This window comes from Rheinheimera sp. (assembly GCF_030824435.1).
Classification (GTDB): Bacteria; Pseudomonadota; Gammaproteobacteria; order Enterobacterales; family Alteromonadaceae; genus Pararheinheimera.
This window is the reverse complement of record NZ_JAVBXS010000105.1, coordinates 50,082-67,358: the sequence shown is the minus strand read 5'-3', so window position 1 is coordinate 67,358 and position 17,277 is coordinate 50,082. Positions and strand designations below refer to the sequence as shown.

Genomic DNA, 17,277 nt, shown 5'->3' with positions numbered 1-17,277 from the left:
AAGATGGTGGAGGGGGAAGGATTCGAACCTTCGAAGGCAGTGCCGGCAGATTTACAGTCTGATCCCTTTGGCCACTCGGGAACCCCTCCACGTGGCCGGCATCTTACCAAATCAAACGTCGATGTAAAGAAATAAACTTAAGAAAACTGTTTAACTGCCGATAAAGTCAGCAGTTTTCATTAAAAGTACAATTTTTATGCTGCAGCTGGTCAACGAATGGCAATTACAGGGACAACTGAATCAGGCGCTATTACATCATCAGCGGGCTGACTTTGCTTTGTGGCTGGCCATGTTGTCACCAGCAGTTGACGAAATGGCCGCTTTTTGTTTGCCGGATGGGCAAACCGAAACCGACAAACCAGCGCTGTACCAGCAGCTTGGGGTACAGAAACACCGGGATTTTGCGATGCAACAGCAAGATATTGCTTGTTTAACTGCCCAGCATCAGGCCTTTATTCAAAGTGGTCTGGCGCAATGCCGGCTACAACACTTGTTAATGCCGCCACCTGTTGTGGTGCGTCATGATGCGAAAAAATTGTCAGCCGAGGTGCTGGATAGTCTGGATTTTCATACCAGACGTCATCTGAATAAACAGGAAGCGGATCAGATCACGCCGGATCCAACCGCCTTATATGACATTCTGCAAGCCATGCCGGCCTGATATTTGCGGCACTTCAGCTTTGAGCGGACATCAGGTGAGGGCGGCAAACTTTGTATTTTTTGCCACTGCCACAAGGACAGCTGTCATTGCGGTTTATTTTGTTAACTGCATGCGGAAACAACATACCATCCAGATACCACCATTGTTGCTGCTCGAACACAAACCTTGAACGTTCTTCAAGCTGCTGCAGTTTATCCTGCATGATAAAACGGGCAATAAAATGTACGTAATCAACAGTGCCTTCGCTGATATGCGGCGCTGCTGCGCTTGGGCTTTGTGTTGTATTCATGGAATTTTTATCAGTTTTGGTTTTGTGAGCTTGCCCGGTATCTGACTGATTGGGCAGGCCAGTAGCTGGGTGATCTGCCTGCGGTAATATAGTTAAAGCAATAAAATGAGCAGCCTTGGCAAAAGCGGCAATTTCCGCAATTGCATTGTCTGAATGTTGGCTCGGGTGATAGGTATTGGCGATGTAATTAATGTTGCCGGTGCAATATGCACTATATCTGGAACGCATCAGCTGCAAAGCTGTTGCCGCTTTATTGATGCCTGCTAATAACGGCTGACAACAGTCGGAAAACATCAGAGCTGAACCACAATAACACCACATTTTTTGCTCCTGTTCGTAGTGCCTGCAGTGATGGCAGTCGCACAACCTGACTTGTTAACAGGCGCAGAGTTTAATGTGTTTTTATCAGCCCGGGTAGTTTGTTTTAGCACTGTGGAATATTGCCATCAGCACAATAGCGTTATTGTGCCGATATTATGCCATTTTAATGTGCCATGCCTGATGCTGGTAGCAAATCTGTGGTCATGTTTAACAAAGGTGTACCGTATTTTGCTGATAAATAACGATAATCTTCCAGTTCAATTTGGTCTTCCGATAAAAAACTGACAACGGCGCTGCACGTAGAGCAGGTTAAAGCATCGCGCATCAGGTTATCAAAACGGCTGATTTGTTTTTGCGGTATCAACAAAATGCGTTGGCTGTTTATACCGGCTTGCTCCAGCATGTTTTTTGTCAACTGCCATGGTGGTGCAATTAACAATAACCAGCCGTGCCCAAATGCTTGTTGTTGTGCCAGATGAGCCAGGGTGGACAACACAGCCTGCACACTCAGTGTTGTTGCAGCTTGCTGTTGCGGCTGGACTGAACGGCCTGAAATTTGCGGTGATGCTGACAATGGATAGCTGTGCTGGATCATAATGACGCCCCTGGCTGAATCTGAATAACTGTGTCTATATACAGTGGATGTATATACAGTAAACAGCCTTCGTTTAAAAAGCAAGCGTAACCTGTGAAAATATACAGTGCTTTTCTGCTGTATGGTATTTTTGTGATGATAAGTCACTGCTAAGCCTTGTAATTGCAGGGCATACTGGTAAAACCATTGCGTGAAGACTGTTTTGTTAAACTCCGCCTCCAGCGAACAGGATGAGAATTTTTGATGTTGTTACAGCCATATGTAAAAGTGCAGGGTGAAGAATTCTGCTTCAGCCGGGCTCAGGCCAGTCAGTTTGCCAAGCAAATCGCTTCAGACTTTAATCCAATCCATGATGAAGACAGCAAAAGATTTTGTGTGCCTGGCGATTTATTATTTGCCTTTTTATTACACAAATACGGTTTGTCCGAACGTCTGAGCTGCACTTTTAACGGTATGGTGGGCTCTGATGTGGTGCTGCATTGCCGCGAACAAGACAACAAAGTTGAAATTCTGGATCAGAATGACAAATCTTATCTGGTACTTGAACAAAGCGGCAGCAAACAACAAAATTGCCAGTTTATCGAAGCGCTGGTGCGTGATTATGTGCGTTTTTCCGGTCAGAATTTTCCACATATTCTTGAACCCCTGATGCGCGCCCATCAGTTGATGATCCACCCGCAACGTCCTTTGGTGATCTATCAGAGTATGGCTTTGCAGTTTTTCCGTTTTAGTGACAATTGCCCGCAGTTAAGACTGTCAGATTCCAGTCTGGAAATTGACGGTAAACGTGGCAATGTGTTGTTGAAGTTTGAGTTGCTTGATGGTGCAGAAGTGATTGGCGGCGGTGAAAAACGGATGATCCTGAGTAATCTGGTGCCTTACGACGCCACACAAATGCAAGGTCTGATTGATATTTACAATGAGCGTAAAGTACGTCTTGGTGTGCAAGAGCCGGTCTGAAGACTGTATTGCAACATACACCTTAAGCAACAAAGGCCGGCACTGAACGCTGGCCTTTTTTGTCTGATGTAAAGGCCCTCAGACGTTTTATCATCAAGGTGCGCCGAAGATAAACTGGCGGGAAGCAACAGCATGTTGTGACATGGAAAATCCGCTGGCTATCTGGTATCTTCGGCCAAAGCAATAAGGGAAGTCCATGATGTATTACATGATTTATTCTGAAGATGTGGCCGATAGTCTGGCCCAACGTAAATTAGCCCGTCCGGCGCATCTGGCGCGTTTACAACAACTGGCTGCAGAAAACCGTCTGTTAGTCGCTGGCCCTTTGCCTGCCGTGGATGCTGAAGATCCGGGCGAAGCCGGTTTTACCGGTTCACTGGTGGTGGCGCAATTTTCCTCCTTGCAACAAGCAAATGAATGGGCGCTGGCTGATCCATATCTGGCTGCCGGGGTGTATAAACAAAGTACGGTAAAACCATTTCGTAAAGTACTGCCTTAAGGATACCAGGATGCCTGCAATTTTACTGACGGGTGGGGCCGGATATATCGCCTCTCACACGGCCATATGTCTGCTGGAAGCAGGTTTTGAGGTGCTGGCACTGGATAATTTCAGTAATTCGCAGCCTCAGGCGCTGGAGCGTGTTGCACAAATTTGTGGTCGCAGTATTCCTTTTGTGCAGGCTGATATCCGTGATGAAGCTGCGCTGGAACATGTGTTTAACACACATCAGATCAGCGCAGTGGTGCATTTTGCCGGTTTAAAAGCCGTCGGCGAGTCGACTGAAAAACCACTTGAATATTATGACAATAATGTTGCAGGTACTGTCACTTTATGCCGTGTGATGGCCCGTCATGGCGTGAAGCAGCTGGTGTTCAGCTCGTCTGCCACTGTGTACGGTGACGCACAAAAAATGCCTATTTGTGAAGACGCGCCGCGCTCAGCGACCAATCCTTATGGCCAGAGTAAGCTGATGCTGGAATATATACTGGCTGATCTGCAGGCATCTGATCCGCAGTGGCGTATTGCGGTATTACGTTATTTTAATCCTGTTGGTGCTCATCCCAGCGGCCTGATTGGTGAAAACCCCAACGGTATCCCGAATAATCTGATGCCTTTTATCAGTCAGGTTGCGGTAGGTAAAAGAGCAAAGCTATCGGTGTTTGGTGATGATTATGCAACGCCGGATGGCACAGGTGTACGCGATTATATTCATGTAATGGACCTGGCGGATGGCCATGTAAAGGCGTTGCAATATTTGCAGCAGCAAGCCGGTTTAGTGGCGGTGAATCTTGGCACAGGCCAGGGTTACAGTGTGTTGCAAATGGTCAAAGCTTTCAGTGAGATCAATCAGGTGGCAGTGCCTTATCAAATTGTGGCGCGCCGGCCCGGCGACATAGGCACATGTTATGCGGACGCCAGACTTGCCCTGCAATTATTTGGCTGGAAAGCTGAACGTGATCTGGCAGACATGGTGCGTGACGCCTGGCGTTGGCAACAACAAAATCCGGATGGTTATTGCAGTTAAAAGTCCGAGTTGGAGGTTTATTTGCAGGAAAACAATATCAGTAGCCCCGGCAAAGCTGGCTTTTGGCGCTGCATGTCTGGCGTTTTGTGCAGTGTTGCTTTGACCTGTGGCAGTTTTCAACTGTTTGCTGCTGATACTGTGTTATTTGACCAGCTGATAAACCAGCTCGACAATGGTGATTTGGTTTTTACCGACAGAGCTGCGATTGACGATTTTATGAAACAGCTCAAAGCCGCGGTGCCTGTTAATGATCCGCAACGCCAGTTAAGGCTAAAACGGGAGCAGTGCAGCGCCGACTTTTACGACAGGCCCGATCAGGGCATTGTTTATGCCAATCAGTTTTTACATGACACAAGCCTGAATCAGGACATGGTCAGCCTGACGCATTTTTATTTATGCCGTGCTTATCATCACAGCAATAAAAATCAGCTGATAGAGCAGGATGCTGATTTACAACAAGCGGTAGCCCTTGCCGCACGTAGTGAAGATCCATTAACCAAAGCCCAGGCTTTGTCTTATTATGCTGAACTTAGATCCAGTCGTGGTGAACATGCCGATGCACTGGTGTTGTTGTTTGAAGCTCATCAGTTGTACAAAAAACTCGGCAACCGTTATGGCATTGGCGCTTCGGTGGAAAATATTGCCATTTCGTTTCGCCGTATGGGCGAATACGACAAAGCGCTGGAGTATCTGGAACTGAGTGAAAAAGAGTTTGCTGCCCCTGGTGATAAATACCGGCTGGGGTTTTTGTTGCAGCAAAAAGCTTTTGTTTATGGTGAAACCGGTAAGCCTGAGGTTGCCAGGCAGTTGCTGGAGCGCACCAAACTGCTGTACCAGCAAATTGGTGAGCCCTTGTATGCCATTGCAACTGATGTTGACTTAATGTGGGTTGCCAATCAGCAGGAGCGCTATAGCGAAAGTCTGGAACTTTCGGCAAAGATTGATCAGCAACTGCTGCAGTACCAGCAGCAGGGCGGCGGTGAAAAAGTGGTGAATGCAGAGCTTTTTGTGTTGTATCAGGCGGAAGCTTTGGCAGGTACAGGTAAAATTGCCGAAGCACTTGAAAAATTTACCGAGGCAGCGCAGCTGATCTCTGCGTTGGAAAATCCGCGTTATTCCATGTGGTTACACAGATCCTGGTCTAAAGCGCTGGCGCAGTCAGGTGATTTTAACCGGGCTTATCAACAGTTGTTGCAAGCCAAAAACCTGGAAGATGAACTGAATTCACTGGCAAAAAAACAACGGGAATCTTTATTGCGTTATCAGTTTGACACCGAATTAAAAGATGAAAAAAACAGCCAGCTAAAAGCCGAAAATCAACTGACGGCGCAGCAGCTGCAGGTGCTGGAGTCGGCGCAGCGCTGGCAGTATATCGCCATTGCCCTTTTTATTATTCTGGCCTTAATAGCCCTGTTTTATGCCATTTCACAAATCCAGCGTAACAGGCTGTTACACCGGCTGGCCATGACAGATGAACTGACTCAGGTTGCCAACAGACGCAGCATTTTATGGTTTGCAGCGCAAGTCAGGCAACAAGCGCAGGATAACAGGCAAAACTGGTGTTTGTTATTGATTGATATTGATTATTTTAAACAATGTAATGACAATTACGGCCACGATGCCGGGGATCAGGTGCTGGTACAAACCGCAGCTATGTTAAAACATCAGCTCAGGATACAAGACCGCATTGGCCGCACCGGCGGTGAAGAATTTTTAGTGGTATTACCCAATACCGATCTGGCGGGTGCCACTGAAGTGGCAGAGCTGTTGCGTTTATCTGTCAACGCTTTACGTTTTAATGGTTATCCGCAGATACAGATCAGTATCAGTATCGGGGTCACACAGGCCGGCCGGCAGGAAGATGTCCGTGAAGTGATGAGCCGCGCCGATGCCGGTCTTTATCAGGCCAAAGCCAACGGCCGCAACAGGGTTATTGTCAGTTAACAGGTCCGGCAACTGCGGGCTGTGTTCTTTGCTCCTGTGCTGCTGAGTGTTTTCGCAGCTGGCAACAGGACCAATGAAAGCATGTTGAATCACGGTTTGCTCAATCACAGCTTGCTTGATCAATCTTTGCTTAATGACTGCCGGCTCAGGCAAACGCAACATGGCATTCAAAGTGGTTTTACCGCATCACTTCAGCGGTGAGCTCACATCTGCCGGATATACACATCAGTGCACAAGAAAAAGGACATTCAGGTGAGCGCATTACCTCGAAGCAACACTTCTCTTTTTAGTAACGCCGCGCCGCTGGAGCCTGGTTTTCTGGTGGTGCATGCCAACCAGCCTGAGCAGTTAAGAGCCCTGGTGGTGCACTTTACCAAAGCTTATCCGCTTGCTGTGCTGGAAACAGAAACTGTGCTGGTGCAAAGTAACGGCATTGCCCAGTGGCTGAAGCTGGCACTGGCCGCTGACACTGAGCCATCAGACGGCAGCGCTGCCGGTTTGGGCATTGCCAGTTGTCTGAGTTTACAGATGCCCGGCCGTTTTATCTGGCAGTTATACCGTACTGTGCTCAGTGCAGAACAAATTCCTGAACATTCGGTGTTTGATAAAGAACAGTTGTGCTGGCGTTTATTTAAGCTGTTGCCGTTGTTAAGTCAAAAACCTGAATTTAGTGTGCTGGCGGCTTATTTGTCAGATGACAGCCTGCAGCGTAAACAACATCAGCTTGCACTGAAACTGGCTGATTTGTTTGACCAGTATCAGGTGTATCGTGCCGACTGGCTGCAAGCCTGGAGTGAAGGGAAAGATATTTTAATCGGTGCCCGTGGTGAAATGACCGCTTTGGCGGCAGAGCAGCGCTGGCAGGCAGCACTGTGGCGTGCTGTGCTTGAGGATGTGCCAGCCGGAGAAAGATCTTTAAGCAGAGCCGCTTTACATCAGCAATTTCTCAAAGCAGCTGCCGCTTTTACAGTTGCAAACCGGCCCGCTCATTTGCCACGGCGGGTGATAGTGTTTGGCATTTCCAGTTTGCCACAACAAATGCTGGAAGCGCTGGCCGCCATAGCACCTTACACCCAGGTGTTGTTGGCAGTGCATAATCCTTGTCAGCATTATTGGGCTGACATAGTGGCGGACAAAGATTTGTTGCGTTTTGGTGTACAAAGGCAACAACCCAAACCGCGACATCAGGCCTTGTCTGCCAGGCCGGAGCCAGAGCAGGCTGCGGACGCTGAAACTGAACACAGGGATACGGCACACACCCAGGGGGCAGCGCCCAATCAACATGGTCAGCCGTTGCTGGCTGCCTGGGGTAAACAGGGGCGGGATTATATTGCGCTGCTGGACCAGTTTGACCAGACCATGGCCCACCGTTTTTTATTTGCCGGCCAAAGGGTCGACTTATTTACACCCGCCTCCAGCGATAGCCTGCTGGGTCAGTTGCAAAACGACATACTGGAGCTTCGGCCTTTAACAGAAAGCCAAAGTCACTGGCCGGTATTGTCTTTGCCACAAGCTCAAAGCATTTGTTTTGCCACAGCCCACAGCGCACTGAGGGAAATTGAAATTCTGCATGATGATTTACTGGCGCAGTTTGCTGCAAATCCACAGTTAAAGCCTGCAGATGTGATGGTGATGGTGCCGGATATCAATACTTATGCCCCTGCGATTGCCGCAGTGTTTGGCCGTCTCAGCAAAGACGATACCCGTTATATTCCATTTACCATTGCCGATCAAAGCGCTCTGGCCCAGGAACCTTTATTACAGGCACTGCAAGCGCTGCTGACGTTACCGGCGCAACGTTTTACTGTTAGTTTTTTGCTGGATTTATTGCAGTTGCCGGCGTTACAACAGCAATTTTCGCTGCAGGACGCCGATTTACCCGTACTGCAACGTTGGATAGAAGCGGCCAATATCCGCTGGGGTCTGCATAGTGCACAACGCGAAAGTCTGGATTTGCCTTCAGGGCTTTGGCAAAACAGCTGGCAGGCTGGTTTACAACGCATGTTATTAGGTTATGCAGTGGGGGACAGCGAGGCCTGGCAACAGATTGCACCTTTAGCTGAAGTGGCAGGCCTTTCGGCTGAACTGGCGGGTCAGTTGGCCAGATTGTTGACACTTTTGGAACAATATTGGCAACAAAGCCAACAACAGTTCACGCCCTCTGATTGGGCCTTGTGGCTGCAACAATTATTGGCGGACTTTTTCCAACCTGTTGATCAACATGAAATTGAACTTATCCGGCAGCTGCAGCAGGCGCTTGGCGACTGGTTGTTACAATGCACTCAGAGTGGTCTGGAAACACCCTTGTGCCTTGGTGTTGTGGCACAAAGCTGGTTGGAAGGATTTGAACGTCAGGGGCTGGCGCAACGATTTTTGGCCGGAGCCGTGAACTTTGCCACTTTAATGCCAATGCGGGCTATTCCTTTTGCCCAAATTCATTTGCTCGGCATGAATGACGGTGATTTCCCACGCAAAATGCTCAGGCAGGATTTTGATTTAATGGCCGCTTCTTACCGGCCGGGCGACAGATCGCGGCGTGATGATGACCGTTATCTGTTGCTGGAAGCTTTGTTGTCGGCGCGTGAGCGGCTGCGTATCAGCTGGGTTGGGCACAGTGTGCATGACAACAGTGAAAGACCTCCTTCAGTACTGATAGGTCAGTTGCGGGACCATCTGGCCGCCGGCTGGCGTTTGCAGTTGCCAGAAGCTGTAGTGACGGGCGATGTTTTGTTAAAGGCGCTGACTGTACATCATCCGCTGCAGGCTTTTAGCCGCCGTTACCTCGATTCTGCCCATTTGCGCAGTTATCAGCATGAATGGCTGGCTTTGCATCAGACTGCAGCAGAAGCAGATGTTGCTGAACCCGGACTTTGCCTGCCCGATGAATTACCACAGTGGGATTTAGCGCGGTTAACTGCCTTTTTAAAAGATCCGGTAAAGTTTTTTTTCCGCCAGCGGCTGAAAGTGCAGCTGGAAAACAATGACAGCAGGCTCGGCAGCAGTGAAGATTTTAGTCTGGATGCGCTGCAACGCTGGCAGCTGCAACAGCGCTTGCAACAGCAGCTTGCCCTTGCCATTGACGAGGGCAAAGACTGGGAGATGGTGTTAAAACAACAGCTGACCAGGCTGGCGCAAGAAGGTTTATTACCTCAGGCCGGTGCCGGTGTGTTGTTACAACAGCAATTAAGCCAATTGCTAAGTCCGCAGGCGCAATCTTATGCCAACCTGGTGGCGGCGCAACAAGGTGAAAAACTGGCGCCACTGTGGTTTGAGTTTCAGGCCGCTTCCCAACATTGTGGCGACTGGGTGCGTGGTTTAAGGCGCAGTCCGGATGGTAACCTTGTGCAATACCAATGGTTGGTGGGCGCCTTGTATAAAAACAAACAGTTAAGATACAGCCAGTTATTATCGCCCTGGCTCCATCAGTTGTTGTGTGCTGCCAGTGGTTATCCGCTGCAAATCCGTTTGCTGGCGGTTGATGGCCAAATCACATTACCTGCGATGGCCAAAACGCAGGCTATCTCGCAGCTCAGCCAGTTATGCCATTGGCTGGGCGAAGCGTTATGCCGGCCGCTGCCGGTTGAATTACACACCGCCTTGTTGTGGTTACAGGCTGAGCTGCCCGAGGCTCAGGCGCCGGATGATAAACTGCAAGACAAGCTGACAAAGGTATATCAGGGGGATGGTTTTAGCAGCGGACGGCTTGACAATAACAGGTATCTGCAACGGGCTTTTCCGGATTTTGACGCTTTGTGGCAACAAGGGGAAATGGCCGTTGTGGCAGGCGCACTCTATCAGCGGCTGCGCCAATATCTGAAAGACAGTGCTGTTGCGGAGCGTGGCTGATGATGGAACCTAAGGTACCGCAGGACGTTGTGATGACAGACGCAATCAAACAAATGGCGCCAGCACAGCCTGACGCAAGCAAAATGCAAAGGCTGGATTTATTAACTTTGCCCCTTTGTGGCAGCGCCTTAATTGAAGCCAGTGCCGGCACCGGAAAAACCTACACCATAGCAGCATTGTATTTGCGTGCTGTGCTTGGCCATCAGCCGGATCTGCAACACGTACAGCAGCTGGGGCCGTTATTGCCAACCGAAATTCTGGTGGTTACTTTTACCGAAGCCGCCACCGCTGAACTGACAGAGCGGATCCGGACCCGGCTCAGTCAGGCTGCCCGTTATTTTCGCAAGGAAGTTAAAGCCGCCGATGAGCTGTTACAGGCGCTTGCCAGCAGTTTTCCTGAAGCACAGTGGCCGCAATGTGCCATGCGGCTTGAGCTTGCCAGCCAGAGCATGGACGAAGCAGCTATTTCCACCATTCACAGCTGGTGTCAGCGGATGCTGGCCGAACATGCTTTTGACTCCGGCAGCAGTTTTAGCGAAAAACTCAGTGCCGATCAGTCGGCGTTATTTACCGAAGTAGTGCAGGATTATTGGCGTAGTTTTGTGTATGCATTACCACAAAACGGTTTTTTCCGTTATCAGCAATGTTATGCCACCCCGGAGCAGTTGCTTCAGGCGCTGCGTGTGGTCTGGAATGACTTTTGCCAAGCAGATGCGGATAGCCAACAGCATCACAATGGCCTGGCTGCGGCACAAACACCGGCCGGGCTTATTGCTGCTGAACAACAACAAAGGCAGCAGTTGCTTACTGCACTCAAAGCACCTTTTGTGGCCTGGGTGGCCGAACTCAGGTTGTTATTTGCCAAAGCGCGGCAGGACAAGCTGATCAATGGCAGTCAGCTGCGGGAAGATTATCTGCAAAACTGGCTGGGTGCACTGGAGCGCTGGGCCCTGGACGGCGAACTGATCAGGCCGGAACTTACCGAAAGCGCCTGGAACAGATTAAGCCCACAAGGGATAGCGCAGGCTTGTAAAGGTGAAGCTTTAACGCACCCGGCTTTGGTCGCAATAGCAACTTTGCGCACTGAACTTGACGGTCTGGCAGATTGCAAAGAAGCGTTGCGTCAGCACGCCCTGCGCTGGTGCAGGCAGCGTTTTGCCAAAGCGCAGCAGCAACAGGGAGAATTTGGTTTTGACGATTTATTAAGTCGTTTTGCCAAAGCGTTACAAGGTGAAAACGGCGTAGTGTTGGCCGCCAGAGTCAGGGCGCAGTTTCCGCTGGCTTTGATTGATGAATTTCAGGACACAGATCCGGTGCAATACCAGATTTTCCAACAGATTTATCAGCCAGCGCAGAACCGTCAAGATTCAGTGTTGTTATTGATAGGCGACCCCAAACAAGCCATTTATGCCTTTCGTGGTGCTGATATTTACACTTATTTGCAGGCAAAACAGGCCACAGCCCCCAGACATTATTCACTGGAAACGAATTTTCGCTCCAGCAGGGCTATGGTTGGGGCGGTAAACCAGCTGTTTTTAGTGGCGGAGCAGCGTCAGGCCGGCGATGGTGCCTTTTTATTCCGGCCAAAACAAAATCTGGTGGCCTTTGCACCTGTGCAGGCTGCAGGGCGCACTGAATGGTTGACCTTGCAGGGCAAGCCAATGCCGGCTTTGCAGATTTGTTATCTGGATGAAAATGACAAACCGCTGAGTAAAAGTAGTTATTTAAGCCAGATGGCGCTGGCCTGCGCCAATCAGATTTGCCATTTACTCAATGCCGGCGCCACAGAGCAGGCCGGTTTTGCTTACACCGGGCAGCACAAACTGCAGGGGCTGCAACCGGCCGATATTGCGGTATTGGTGAACAATCAGCAGGAGGCTGACGAAATTCGCCACGCTTTATTACAAAGTGGCATTCGTAGTGTGTATTTGTCAGATAAAGGTTCGGTGTTTCAAACCGCTATCGCCCGCGATTTATTGTTATGGCTGGAAGCTTGTTGTGAACCGGCGCATGAATTAAAACTGCGTTCGGCACTGGCAGCCGACAGTCTGAACTGGCGTTATTCCCAACTGGCCAGGCTGCAGCAGGATGAATGGTTTTTTGCCTTTTGGCAGGACAAATTTATTGCTTTTCACCAGTTGTGGCGTAGTCAGGGAGTATTACCTCTGGTGCGGCGTTTATTGCAGGACTTTGGTTTGATCAGCAGTTTTGCCGGTAAAAAAGACGGTGAGCGGCAGCTGACCGACTTATTACATCTGGCCGAACTGCTGCAACAAGCCAGCCGCAGCCTGGACGGTGAAATGGCGTTATTACGTTATTTTAAAGACCATCTGGCCGGTGAGCAGGTGCTGGACGCCGAAGCGATGAAACTGCGGCTGGAAAGTGATGAAGCTTTGGTCAGGGTGGTCACTATTCATAAATCCAAAGGACTGGAATATCCGCTGGTGTTTTTGCCTTTTATTGCCACAGCCCGACCTTTGGATCCGGCCAATCTGCCGTATCGTTACCATGACGAGCAAGGGCAGTTACAGCTTTGTTATCAACAAGATGACACCATTTTTGCCAAAGCGGAGCAAGAGCGGCTGGGAGAAGATTTACGCAAATTGTATGTGGCTTTGACCCGGGCCAGGCATTATTGCTGGTTGGGGTTGGCGCCGTTAAAAGACAGCTCCGCTATTGCCTATTTGCTGGATGCGACAGCGCAGTTGACCCCGGGTCAGCTGTCGCAACAACTGACACAGTGGCAGAGTGAGGATATTGTGATCAGCGCCTGGCGGGACGAGCCTGCAGCAGTTTTTTTAGCATCAGAGCAACAAGAACCTTTGCCGGAGCAACCTTACGCCAGAATGAGCAAACGCAGTTATCAGCCCTGGTGGACCGCCAGTTATAGTGCTTTAGCAGCAGGCGCCGGCAGCGAACCTGGCCATAGCGGCAGTGCCGGTGATGTGTTAGGTCTGGAAGCTGCAAAAAATGCCGAACTTTATCAGGAATTGTCACAAGAGCCGCTATTGCCAGTGGCTAGTGCCGGTAGCGAGGCTGATACTGTGCTGGCGGCGCAGGCGCTGGATATCAGCCAGCAGTTCCTGCGTGGCGCCAGTGCGGGCAGCTTTTTACACGATGTGCTGGAGTGGGCGGCCGGGCAAGGCTTTGCTGAAGTCGCGGCCGAACCTGCATTATTGCTGCAACATTTAATCAGCCAAAGTCAAAAGCAACATTGGTTGTGGCAGGACAACAGCAGCGGGCGCTGGCACCGGCGTTTATTGCAAAGCGACAGCACCGAGTTGCCGGAATTTGCCTCGGCCGAAGTTGCAGTTGCAGATCTCGCCTGCTGGATACAGCAGCTGATAGTGGCAAAGTGGCATTGTGGCGGTTTTTTATTGTCGCTTGATACGCTTTTACAATATCAGGCTGAACTGGAATTCTGGTTTGCCGCGACCAAAGTGAATACCAGACAACTGGATGTATTGCTCCGGCAATATCTGTGGCCACAACAAGAACGGCCTGCCTTGCAGCAGCAACAGCTAAACGGCATGCTAAAAGGTTTTATCGATTTAACCTTTAGTCTGGATGGGCGTTATTATGTGGCTGATTATAAGAGCAATTATCTGCCATCAGGCCAGTACAGCCAGGAAGCCCTTGTTCAGCTGATGCTGGAAAAACGTTATGACTTGCAGGCAGCTTTATATGGGTTGGCGTTGCACCGATTGTTAACAAGCCGTTTGCCCGGTTATCAGATAGAACAACATCTGGGTGATGCTTATTATTGGTTTGTGCGTGGTTGTGCGCTGCATCAGGCGCAAGTGCAGCCTGAAATGAAACCTGAGTTCAACGGCATGTTATGTTGCCCGCTGCCAGCTGCGCTGATCCTGGCGCTGGATACCTTGTTTTGCGGAAAAGCAGCGCTAGAAGGAACGCACAATGAATAAGCCTGAGCAGCTGCAAAAAAACAGCCCACCACAACAGCTGTTATTACACCCTGATAGCGACGGCGTTGTTGTATCTTCATCATCTGCGGCACTTGGGGCACAACTGCAACTCTGGTTACAGCTGCAGCTGATCCGGCCGCTGGATTTAGCTTTAATACAGATGTTGCAGCAAAAGGTGCCAACCCCTTTGCCCGATGACGTCTGGCGTTGGTTGGTATTTGGCAGCGCCCAGCTGGCGCAGGGGCATTTATGTCTGGATTTGGCGCAGGTGCTGGCAAAACCCGCTTTGTTGCTCAGTCCGGCGCAGCGCCATGGCAAAGCCCTGACGTTGTTGCAGCAGTGGTTGTTGCCTTGCCAGCTGACCACAGTACTTGCTTTGTTGCAGCAGGCCGCGCCAGTGGTGGCAACTGCAGATGATGCTGAACAAAACAGTCCTTTTGTGCTGGACGGTCACAGATTATATTTACGCCGTTATTGGCAATATGAACAACAGATCAAACAGTATTTAACCAGCAGTGTTGACCGTACAACAAAGCTGCGCCAGCAGCTGACAGCAGAGTCTCTGCAGCCGTTATTAACCACGTTATTTAATCAGGCTGCTGCTCCGGGGCCGGATTGGCAGATGTTGGGTTGTGCCATGGCGGCCGGCAGCAGTTTTTGTGTGATCACAGGGGGCCCCGGTACCGGCAAAACCACCACAGTGGTGAAGTTGCTGTTGTTGTTGCAACAGTTGCAACTCAGTCAGCATAAACCCTATTTGCACATCCGTCTGGCGGCGCCAACAGGTAAAGCGGCGGCACGGCTTAGTGTGGCTATCACCGGAGCTTTAACCAGATTGGAGCCAGAACTTGGCTTGTCTGCCGGTTTATTGCAGGCGGTGCCGGCTCATGCTGAAACTTTGCACCGGCTGCTTGGCAGCCATCCACAGCAAAACGGTTTTAAATATCACGCGGCGCATCCTTTGCCACTGGATGTATTGGTGGTGGATGAAGCCTCTATGGTGGACGTTGCCATGTTTGCCGCTATGCTGGCGGCTTTGCCGGCCACAGCAAGACTGATTTTACTCGGAGATAAAGATCAACTGGCGTCGGTGGAAGCCGGCGCTATTTTGGCCGAGCTTTGCCGCGATGCGCAGCAAGGCGGATACAGCAGCAACACAGCAGAGTGGCTGGCAGCTGTCAGTGCACAACAAGTGCCGGCTGAATTTATCAGCGCAACACCAACGGCGCTGGAGCAACAAATACTGATGCTCAGAACCAGCCACAGATTTGGTGCCGATAGTGGCATTGGTCAGCTTGCTGCTGCGGTAAACCTGGGTGATGAGCAAAAAACACTGCAGTTGTTGCGACAAGGCGCATCGGATATCCGTTGGTTAGCCCAAGGGCCGGACAGCAGCAGTTTTAAAAATCTGATCCTGTACGGCAACCCGGACGCAGCTGCAACGGGTGGGGCGGCGCAGGCCTTAACGGCGTCTGGTTTTGCCTGTTATCTGCAGCTGGTGCAGCAGGGGCCAAAGCCAGAGCAGCTGTTGCCGGGCTCCACAGCAGTTGCAACAGCTGCACAAAACGCCGCTGCTTATGAACAATGGGCGGCTTCGGTGCTTGAGGCTTTTGGCCGTTTTGCGCTGCTTTGTGCACTACGTAAAGGTGATTATGGTGTTGAACAACTCAATCAGCGTATCAGCCAGTTATTGTTTCAGGCCAAACTTATTCAAAGAACAGACGGCTGGTACGCCGGTCGGCCTGTGATGATCACACAAAATGATTACGCCACAGGCCTGATGAACGGTGATGTTGGCATTTGTCTGGCCCGGCAGGAAGCAGTGAATGGTCAGTTGCAACAAAGATTGCGGGTGGTGTTTCCGCCGCTGCGCCATGGTGAGCCGCTGCGCTGGCTGATGCCAAGCCGTCTGCCGGCGCTTGAAACTGTGTATGCCATGACGGTGCATAAATCGCAGGGCTCTGAGTTTGCGCATGCGGTGTTGGTGTTACCCGACAGCAGCAGTGCTTTATTAAGCCGCGAATTGTTGTACACAGGGATTACCCGTGCAGTGCAGCAATTTACTTTGTTATGTCCTTTTGAAACTGTGTTGACGCAGGCCGTTAACAGCCGGACTGAACGCAGCGGCGGTTTAAGGTTGTAACGCCACAGCAACAAGCGGCTGGCTGCTGTTAGTCTGTTGTTTTGAGTTCAGTCAACAATGACAATTCAGCCTGCTGCAACAGCCAGTGGTTAAAGACTGCAATGGCGTTGCGCGACAGCGAATCCTGCCGGTAATGCAGCTGATATTGGCCCCAGGGCAGCTGATACCGCCAGTGAGTCAGGGCTTTCAGTTGCCCCTGTCGAATGGCATCTCCGGCAATAAAACTGTTACTCAGCGCCAGGCCTTTGCCACAAGTCACAGCTTTGGTGGCCAACAATGCCAGACTGACTTGCGACATCTCCGTTTTTGCCGGTTCACGCAGCTGCATTTGCTGGCGCCACAGTTGCCAGTCTTCGCCTTGCTCTGAGCTGTACAGCGGATAAGCAAACACTGACGAAGGCTGAGTTAAATCCAGCAACTCATATTGCGCCGGGGCACAGACCGGAAACCACCATTCAGTGCGAATACGCTGGCTGACAAAACCAGCAGGTGTTGGCCAGGTGCCAATCACCACATCAAAAGCATTGGCGTCGAGGCTGCTGGCGCTCGATTCCATATGTAAAAGTGTTTCAATATCGGGGTGTTGTTGCTGAAACAACGGTAACCTTGGTGCCAGCCATTCCACGGCGATAGAGGTTTGCGCCACTATTTTTAACACCCGGTTTTTGCTTTTACGCAAATGATGGGTGACAGACTGCAAACGAAAAAAACAATCACCCACCACCGAATACAAAGTGGCGCCCGCTTCGGTTAAGGCCAAAGGTTTATGCTGGCGCAACAACAAAGGTGTGCCGATAAAATCTTCCAGCAAGCGGATCTGATGGCTGATGGCACTTTGGGTCACACAAAGTTCAGCAGCAGCGCGGCTGAAACTAAACAACCTGGCCGTTGCTTCAAAAGCCAATAAAGCTTTGAGCGGCGGCAGTTGCACCGGACTGTGGCTGAGTTGTGATGGGTTTGGTATTTCTGCTGCTGTGTTGTTTTTGATGTTGTTGTCGCTGATTTTGTTCATAGGGCGGCCGTATTGAGCTTATTCATATGAATTTAGTTCATCATAAGCTGAATT

General features: G+C 50.4%; 11 protein-coding genes and 1 tRNA gene. 8 read left to right on the top strand and 4 right to left on the bottom strand.

All coding sequences use genetic code 11. From position 1 onward, the window contains the following. Positions 1–4: 4 nt before the first annotated feature. A tRNA-Tyr gene (locus RCH83_RS17615) sits at positions 5–89 on the bottom strand. 107 nt (positions 90–196) lie between these two features. Between RCH83_RS17615 and RCH83_RS17610 the strand changes: the two genes are divergently transcribed. Then, positions 197–661, top strand: coding sequence for a VC2046/SO_2500 family protein (locus tag RCH83_RS17610; RefSeq protein ID WP_306524175.1), 465 nt, complete (start codon positions 197–199; stop codon positions 659–661). Positions 662–674: 13 nt separating this feature from the next. Here RCH83_RS17610 and RCH83_RS17605 read toward each other — a convergent pair whose 3' ends face one another. Together RCH83_RS17605 and RCH83_RS17600 are read right to left on the bottom strand one after the other, a co-directional pair. Further along, positions 675–1,271, bottom strand: a complete 597-nt coding sequence (locus tag RCH83_RS17605) for a YchJ family protein (protein WP_306524173.1) — start codon at positions 1,269–1,271, stop codon at positions 675–677. 163 nt (positions 1,272–1,434) lie between these two features. Next, positions 1,435–1,866 carry a hypothetical protein gene (locus RCH83_RS17600; RefSeq protein WP_306524172.1) on the bottom strand — a complete coding sequence of 144 codons (432 nt, stop codon included), beginning with the start codon at positions 1,864–1,866 and terminating at the stop codon, positions 1,435–1,437. Between the two features lie 243 nt (positions 1,867–2,109). Here RCH83_RS17600 and RCH83_RS17595 point away from each other — a divergent pair, with 243 nt between their 5' ends. The 7 genes from RCH83_RS17595 to recD all read left to right on the top strand — a co-directional run bounded on the left by RCH83_RS17595 (position 2,110) and on the right by recD (position 16,211). Beyond that, on the top strand, positions 2,110–2,826 hold the full coding sequence (locus RCH83_RS17595) for a DUF3581 family protein (protein ID WP_306524171.1): 717 nt from the start codon (positions 2,110–2,112) through the stop codon (positions 2,824–2,826). 199 nt (positions 2,827–3,025) lie between these two features. After that, positions 3,026–3,325 carry a YciI family protein gene (locus RCH83_RS17590; RefSeq protein ID WP_306524177.1) on the top strand — a complete coding sequence of 100 codons (300 nt, stop codon included), beginning with the start codon at positions 3,026–3,028 and terminating at the stop codon, positions 3,323–3,325. Positions 3,326–3,335: 10 nt separating this feature from the next. Continuing rightward, positions 3,336–4,352 carry a UDP-glucose 4-epimerase GalE gene (gene galE, locus RCH83_RS17585; RefSeq protein WP_306524170.1) on the top strand — a complete coding sequence of 339 codons (1,017 nt, stop codon included), beginning with the start codon at positions 3,336–3,338 and terminating at the stop codon, positions 4,350–4,352. Between the two features lie 72 nt (positions 4,353–4,424). Then, positions 4,425–6,296, top strand: a complete 1,872-nt coding sequence (locus RCH83_RS17580) for a tetratricopeptide repeat-containing diguanylate cyclase (RefSeq protein ID WP_306524169.1) — start codon at positions 4,425–4,427, stop codon at positions 6,294–6,296. 252 nt (positions 6,297–6,548) lie between these two features. After that, positions 6,549–10,142: an exodeoxyribonuclease V subunit gamma gene (gene recC / locus RCH83_RS17575; RefSeq protein ID WP_306524168.1), complete on the top strand. Its 3,594-nt coding sequence runs from the start codon at positions 6,549–6,551 to the stop codon at positions 10,140–10,142. After that, complete coding sequence (gene recB, locus RCH83_RS17570) at positions 10,142–14,068, top strand: exodeoxyribonuclease V subunit beta (RefSeq protein ID WP_306524167.1); 3,927 nt, start codon at positions 10,142–10,144, stop codon at positions 14,066–14,068. The genes recC and recB overlap by 1 nt, the downstream gene beginning before the upstream one ends. Next, the gene (gene recD / locus RCH83_RS17565) at positions 14,061–16,211 is read left to right on the top strand and encodes an exodeoxyribonuclease V subunit alpha (RefSeq protein WP_306524166.1); all 2,151 of its coding nucleotides are present in this window, start codon (positions 14,061–14,063) and stop codon (positions 16,209–16,211) included. The genes recB and recD overlap by 8 nt, the downstream gene beginning before the upstream one ends. Before the next feature lie 28 nt (positions 16,212–16,239). Here the strand turns inward: recD and RCH83_RS17560 are convergent, their stop codons facing one another. Beyond that, positions 16,240–17,223 carry a LysR substrate-binding domain-containing protein gene (locus RCH83_RS17560; RefSeq protein ID WP_306524164.1) on the bottom strand — a complete coding sequence of 328 codons (984 nt, stop codon included), beginning with the start codon at positions 17,221–17,223 and terminating at the stop codon, positions 16,240–16,242. Positions 17,224–17,277: the final 54 nt, after the last annotated feature.

Coding starts and splice junctions, on each gene's coding strand:
- RCH83_RS17560 (WP_306524164.1), bottom strand. CDS start 17,223: ATGAACAAAATCAGCGACAACAACATCAAAAACAACACAGCAGCAGAA.
- recD (WP_306524166.1), top strand. CDS start 14,061: ATGAATAAGCCTGAGCAGCTGCAAAAAAACAGCCCACCACAACAGCTG.
- RCH83_RS17605 (WP_306524173.1), bottom strand. CDS start 1,271: ATGTGGTGTTATTGTGGTTCAGCTCTGATGTTTTCCGACTGTTGTCAG.
- RCH83_RS17600 (WP_306524172.1), bottom strand. CDS start 1,866: ATGATCCAGCACAGCTATCCATTGTCAGCATCACCGCAAATTTCAGGC.
- recB (WP_306524167.1), top strand. CDS start 10,142: ATGATGGAACCTAAGGTACCGCAGGACGTTGTGATGACAGACGCAATC.
- RCH83_RS17580 (WP_306524169.1), top strand. CDS start 4,425: ATGTCTGGCGTTTTGTGCAGTGTTGCTTTGACCTGTGGCAGTTTTCAA.
- galE (WP_306524170.1), top strand. CDS start 3,336: ATGCCTGCAATTTTACTGACGGGTGGGGCCGGATATATCGCCTCTCAC.
- RCH83_RS17590 (WP_306524177.1), top strand. CDS start 3,026: ATGTATTACATGATTTATTCTGAAGATGTGGCCGATAGTCTGGCCCAA.
- RCH83_RS17610 (WP_306524175.1), top strand. CDS start 197: ATGCTGCAGCTGGTCAACGAATGGCAATTACAGGGACAACTGAATCAG.
- RCH83_RS17595 (WP_306524171.1), top strand. CDS start 2,110: ATGTTGTTACAGCCATATGTAAAAGTGCAGGGTGAAGAATTCTGCTTC.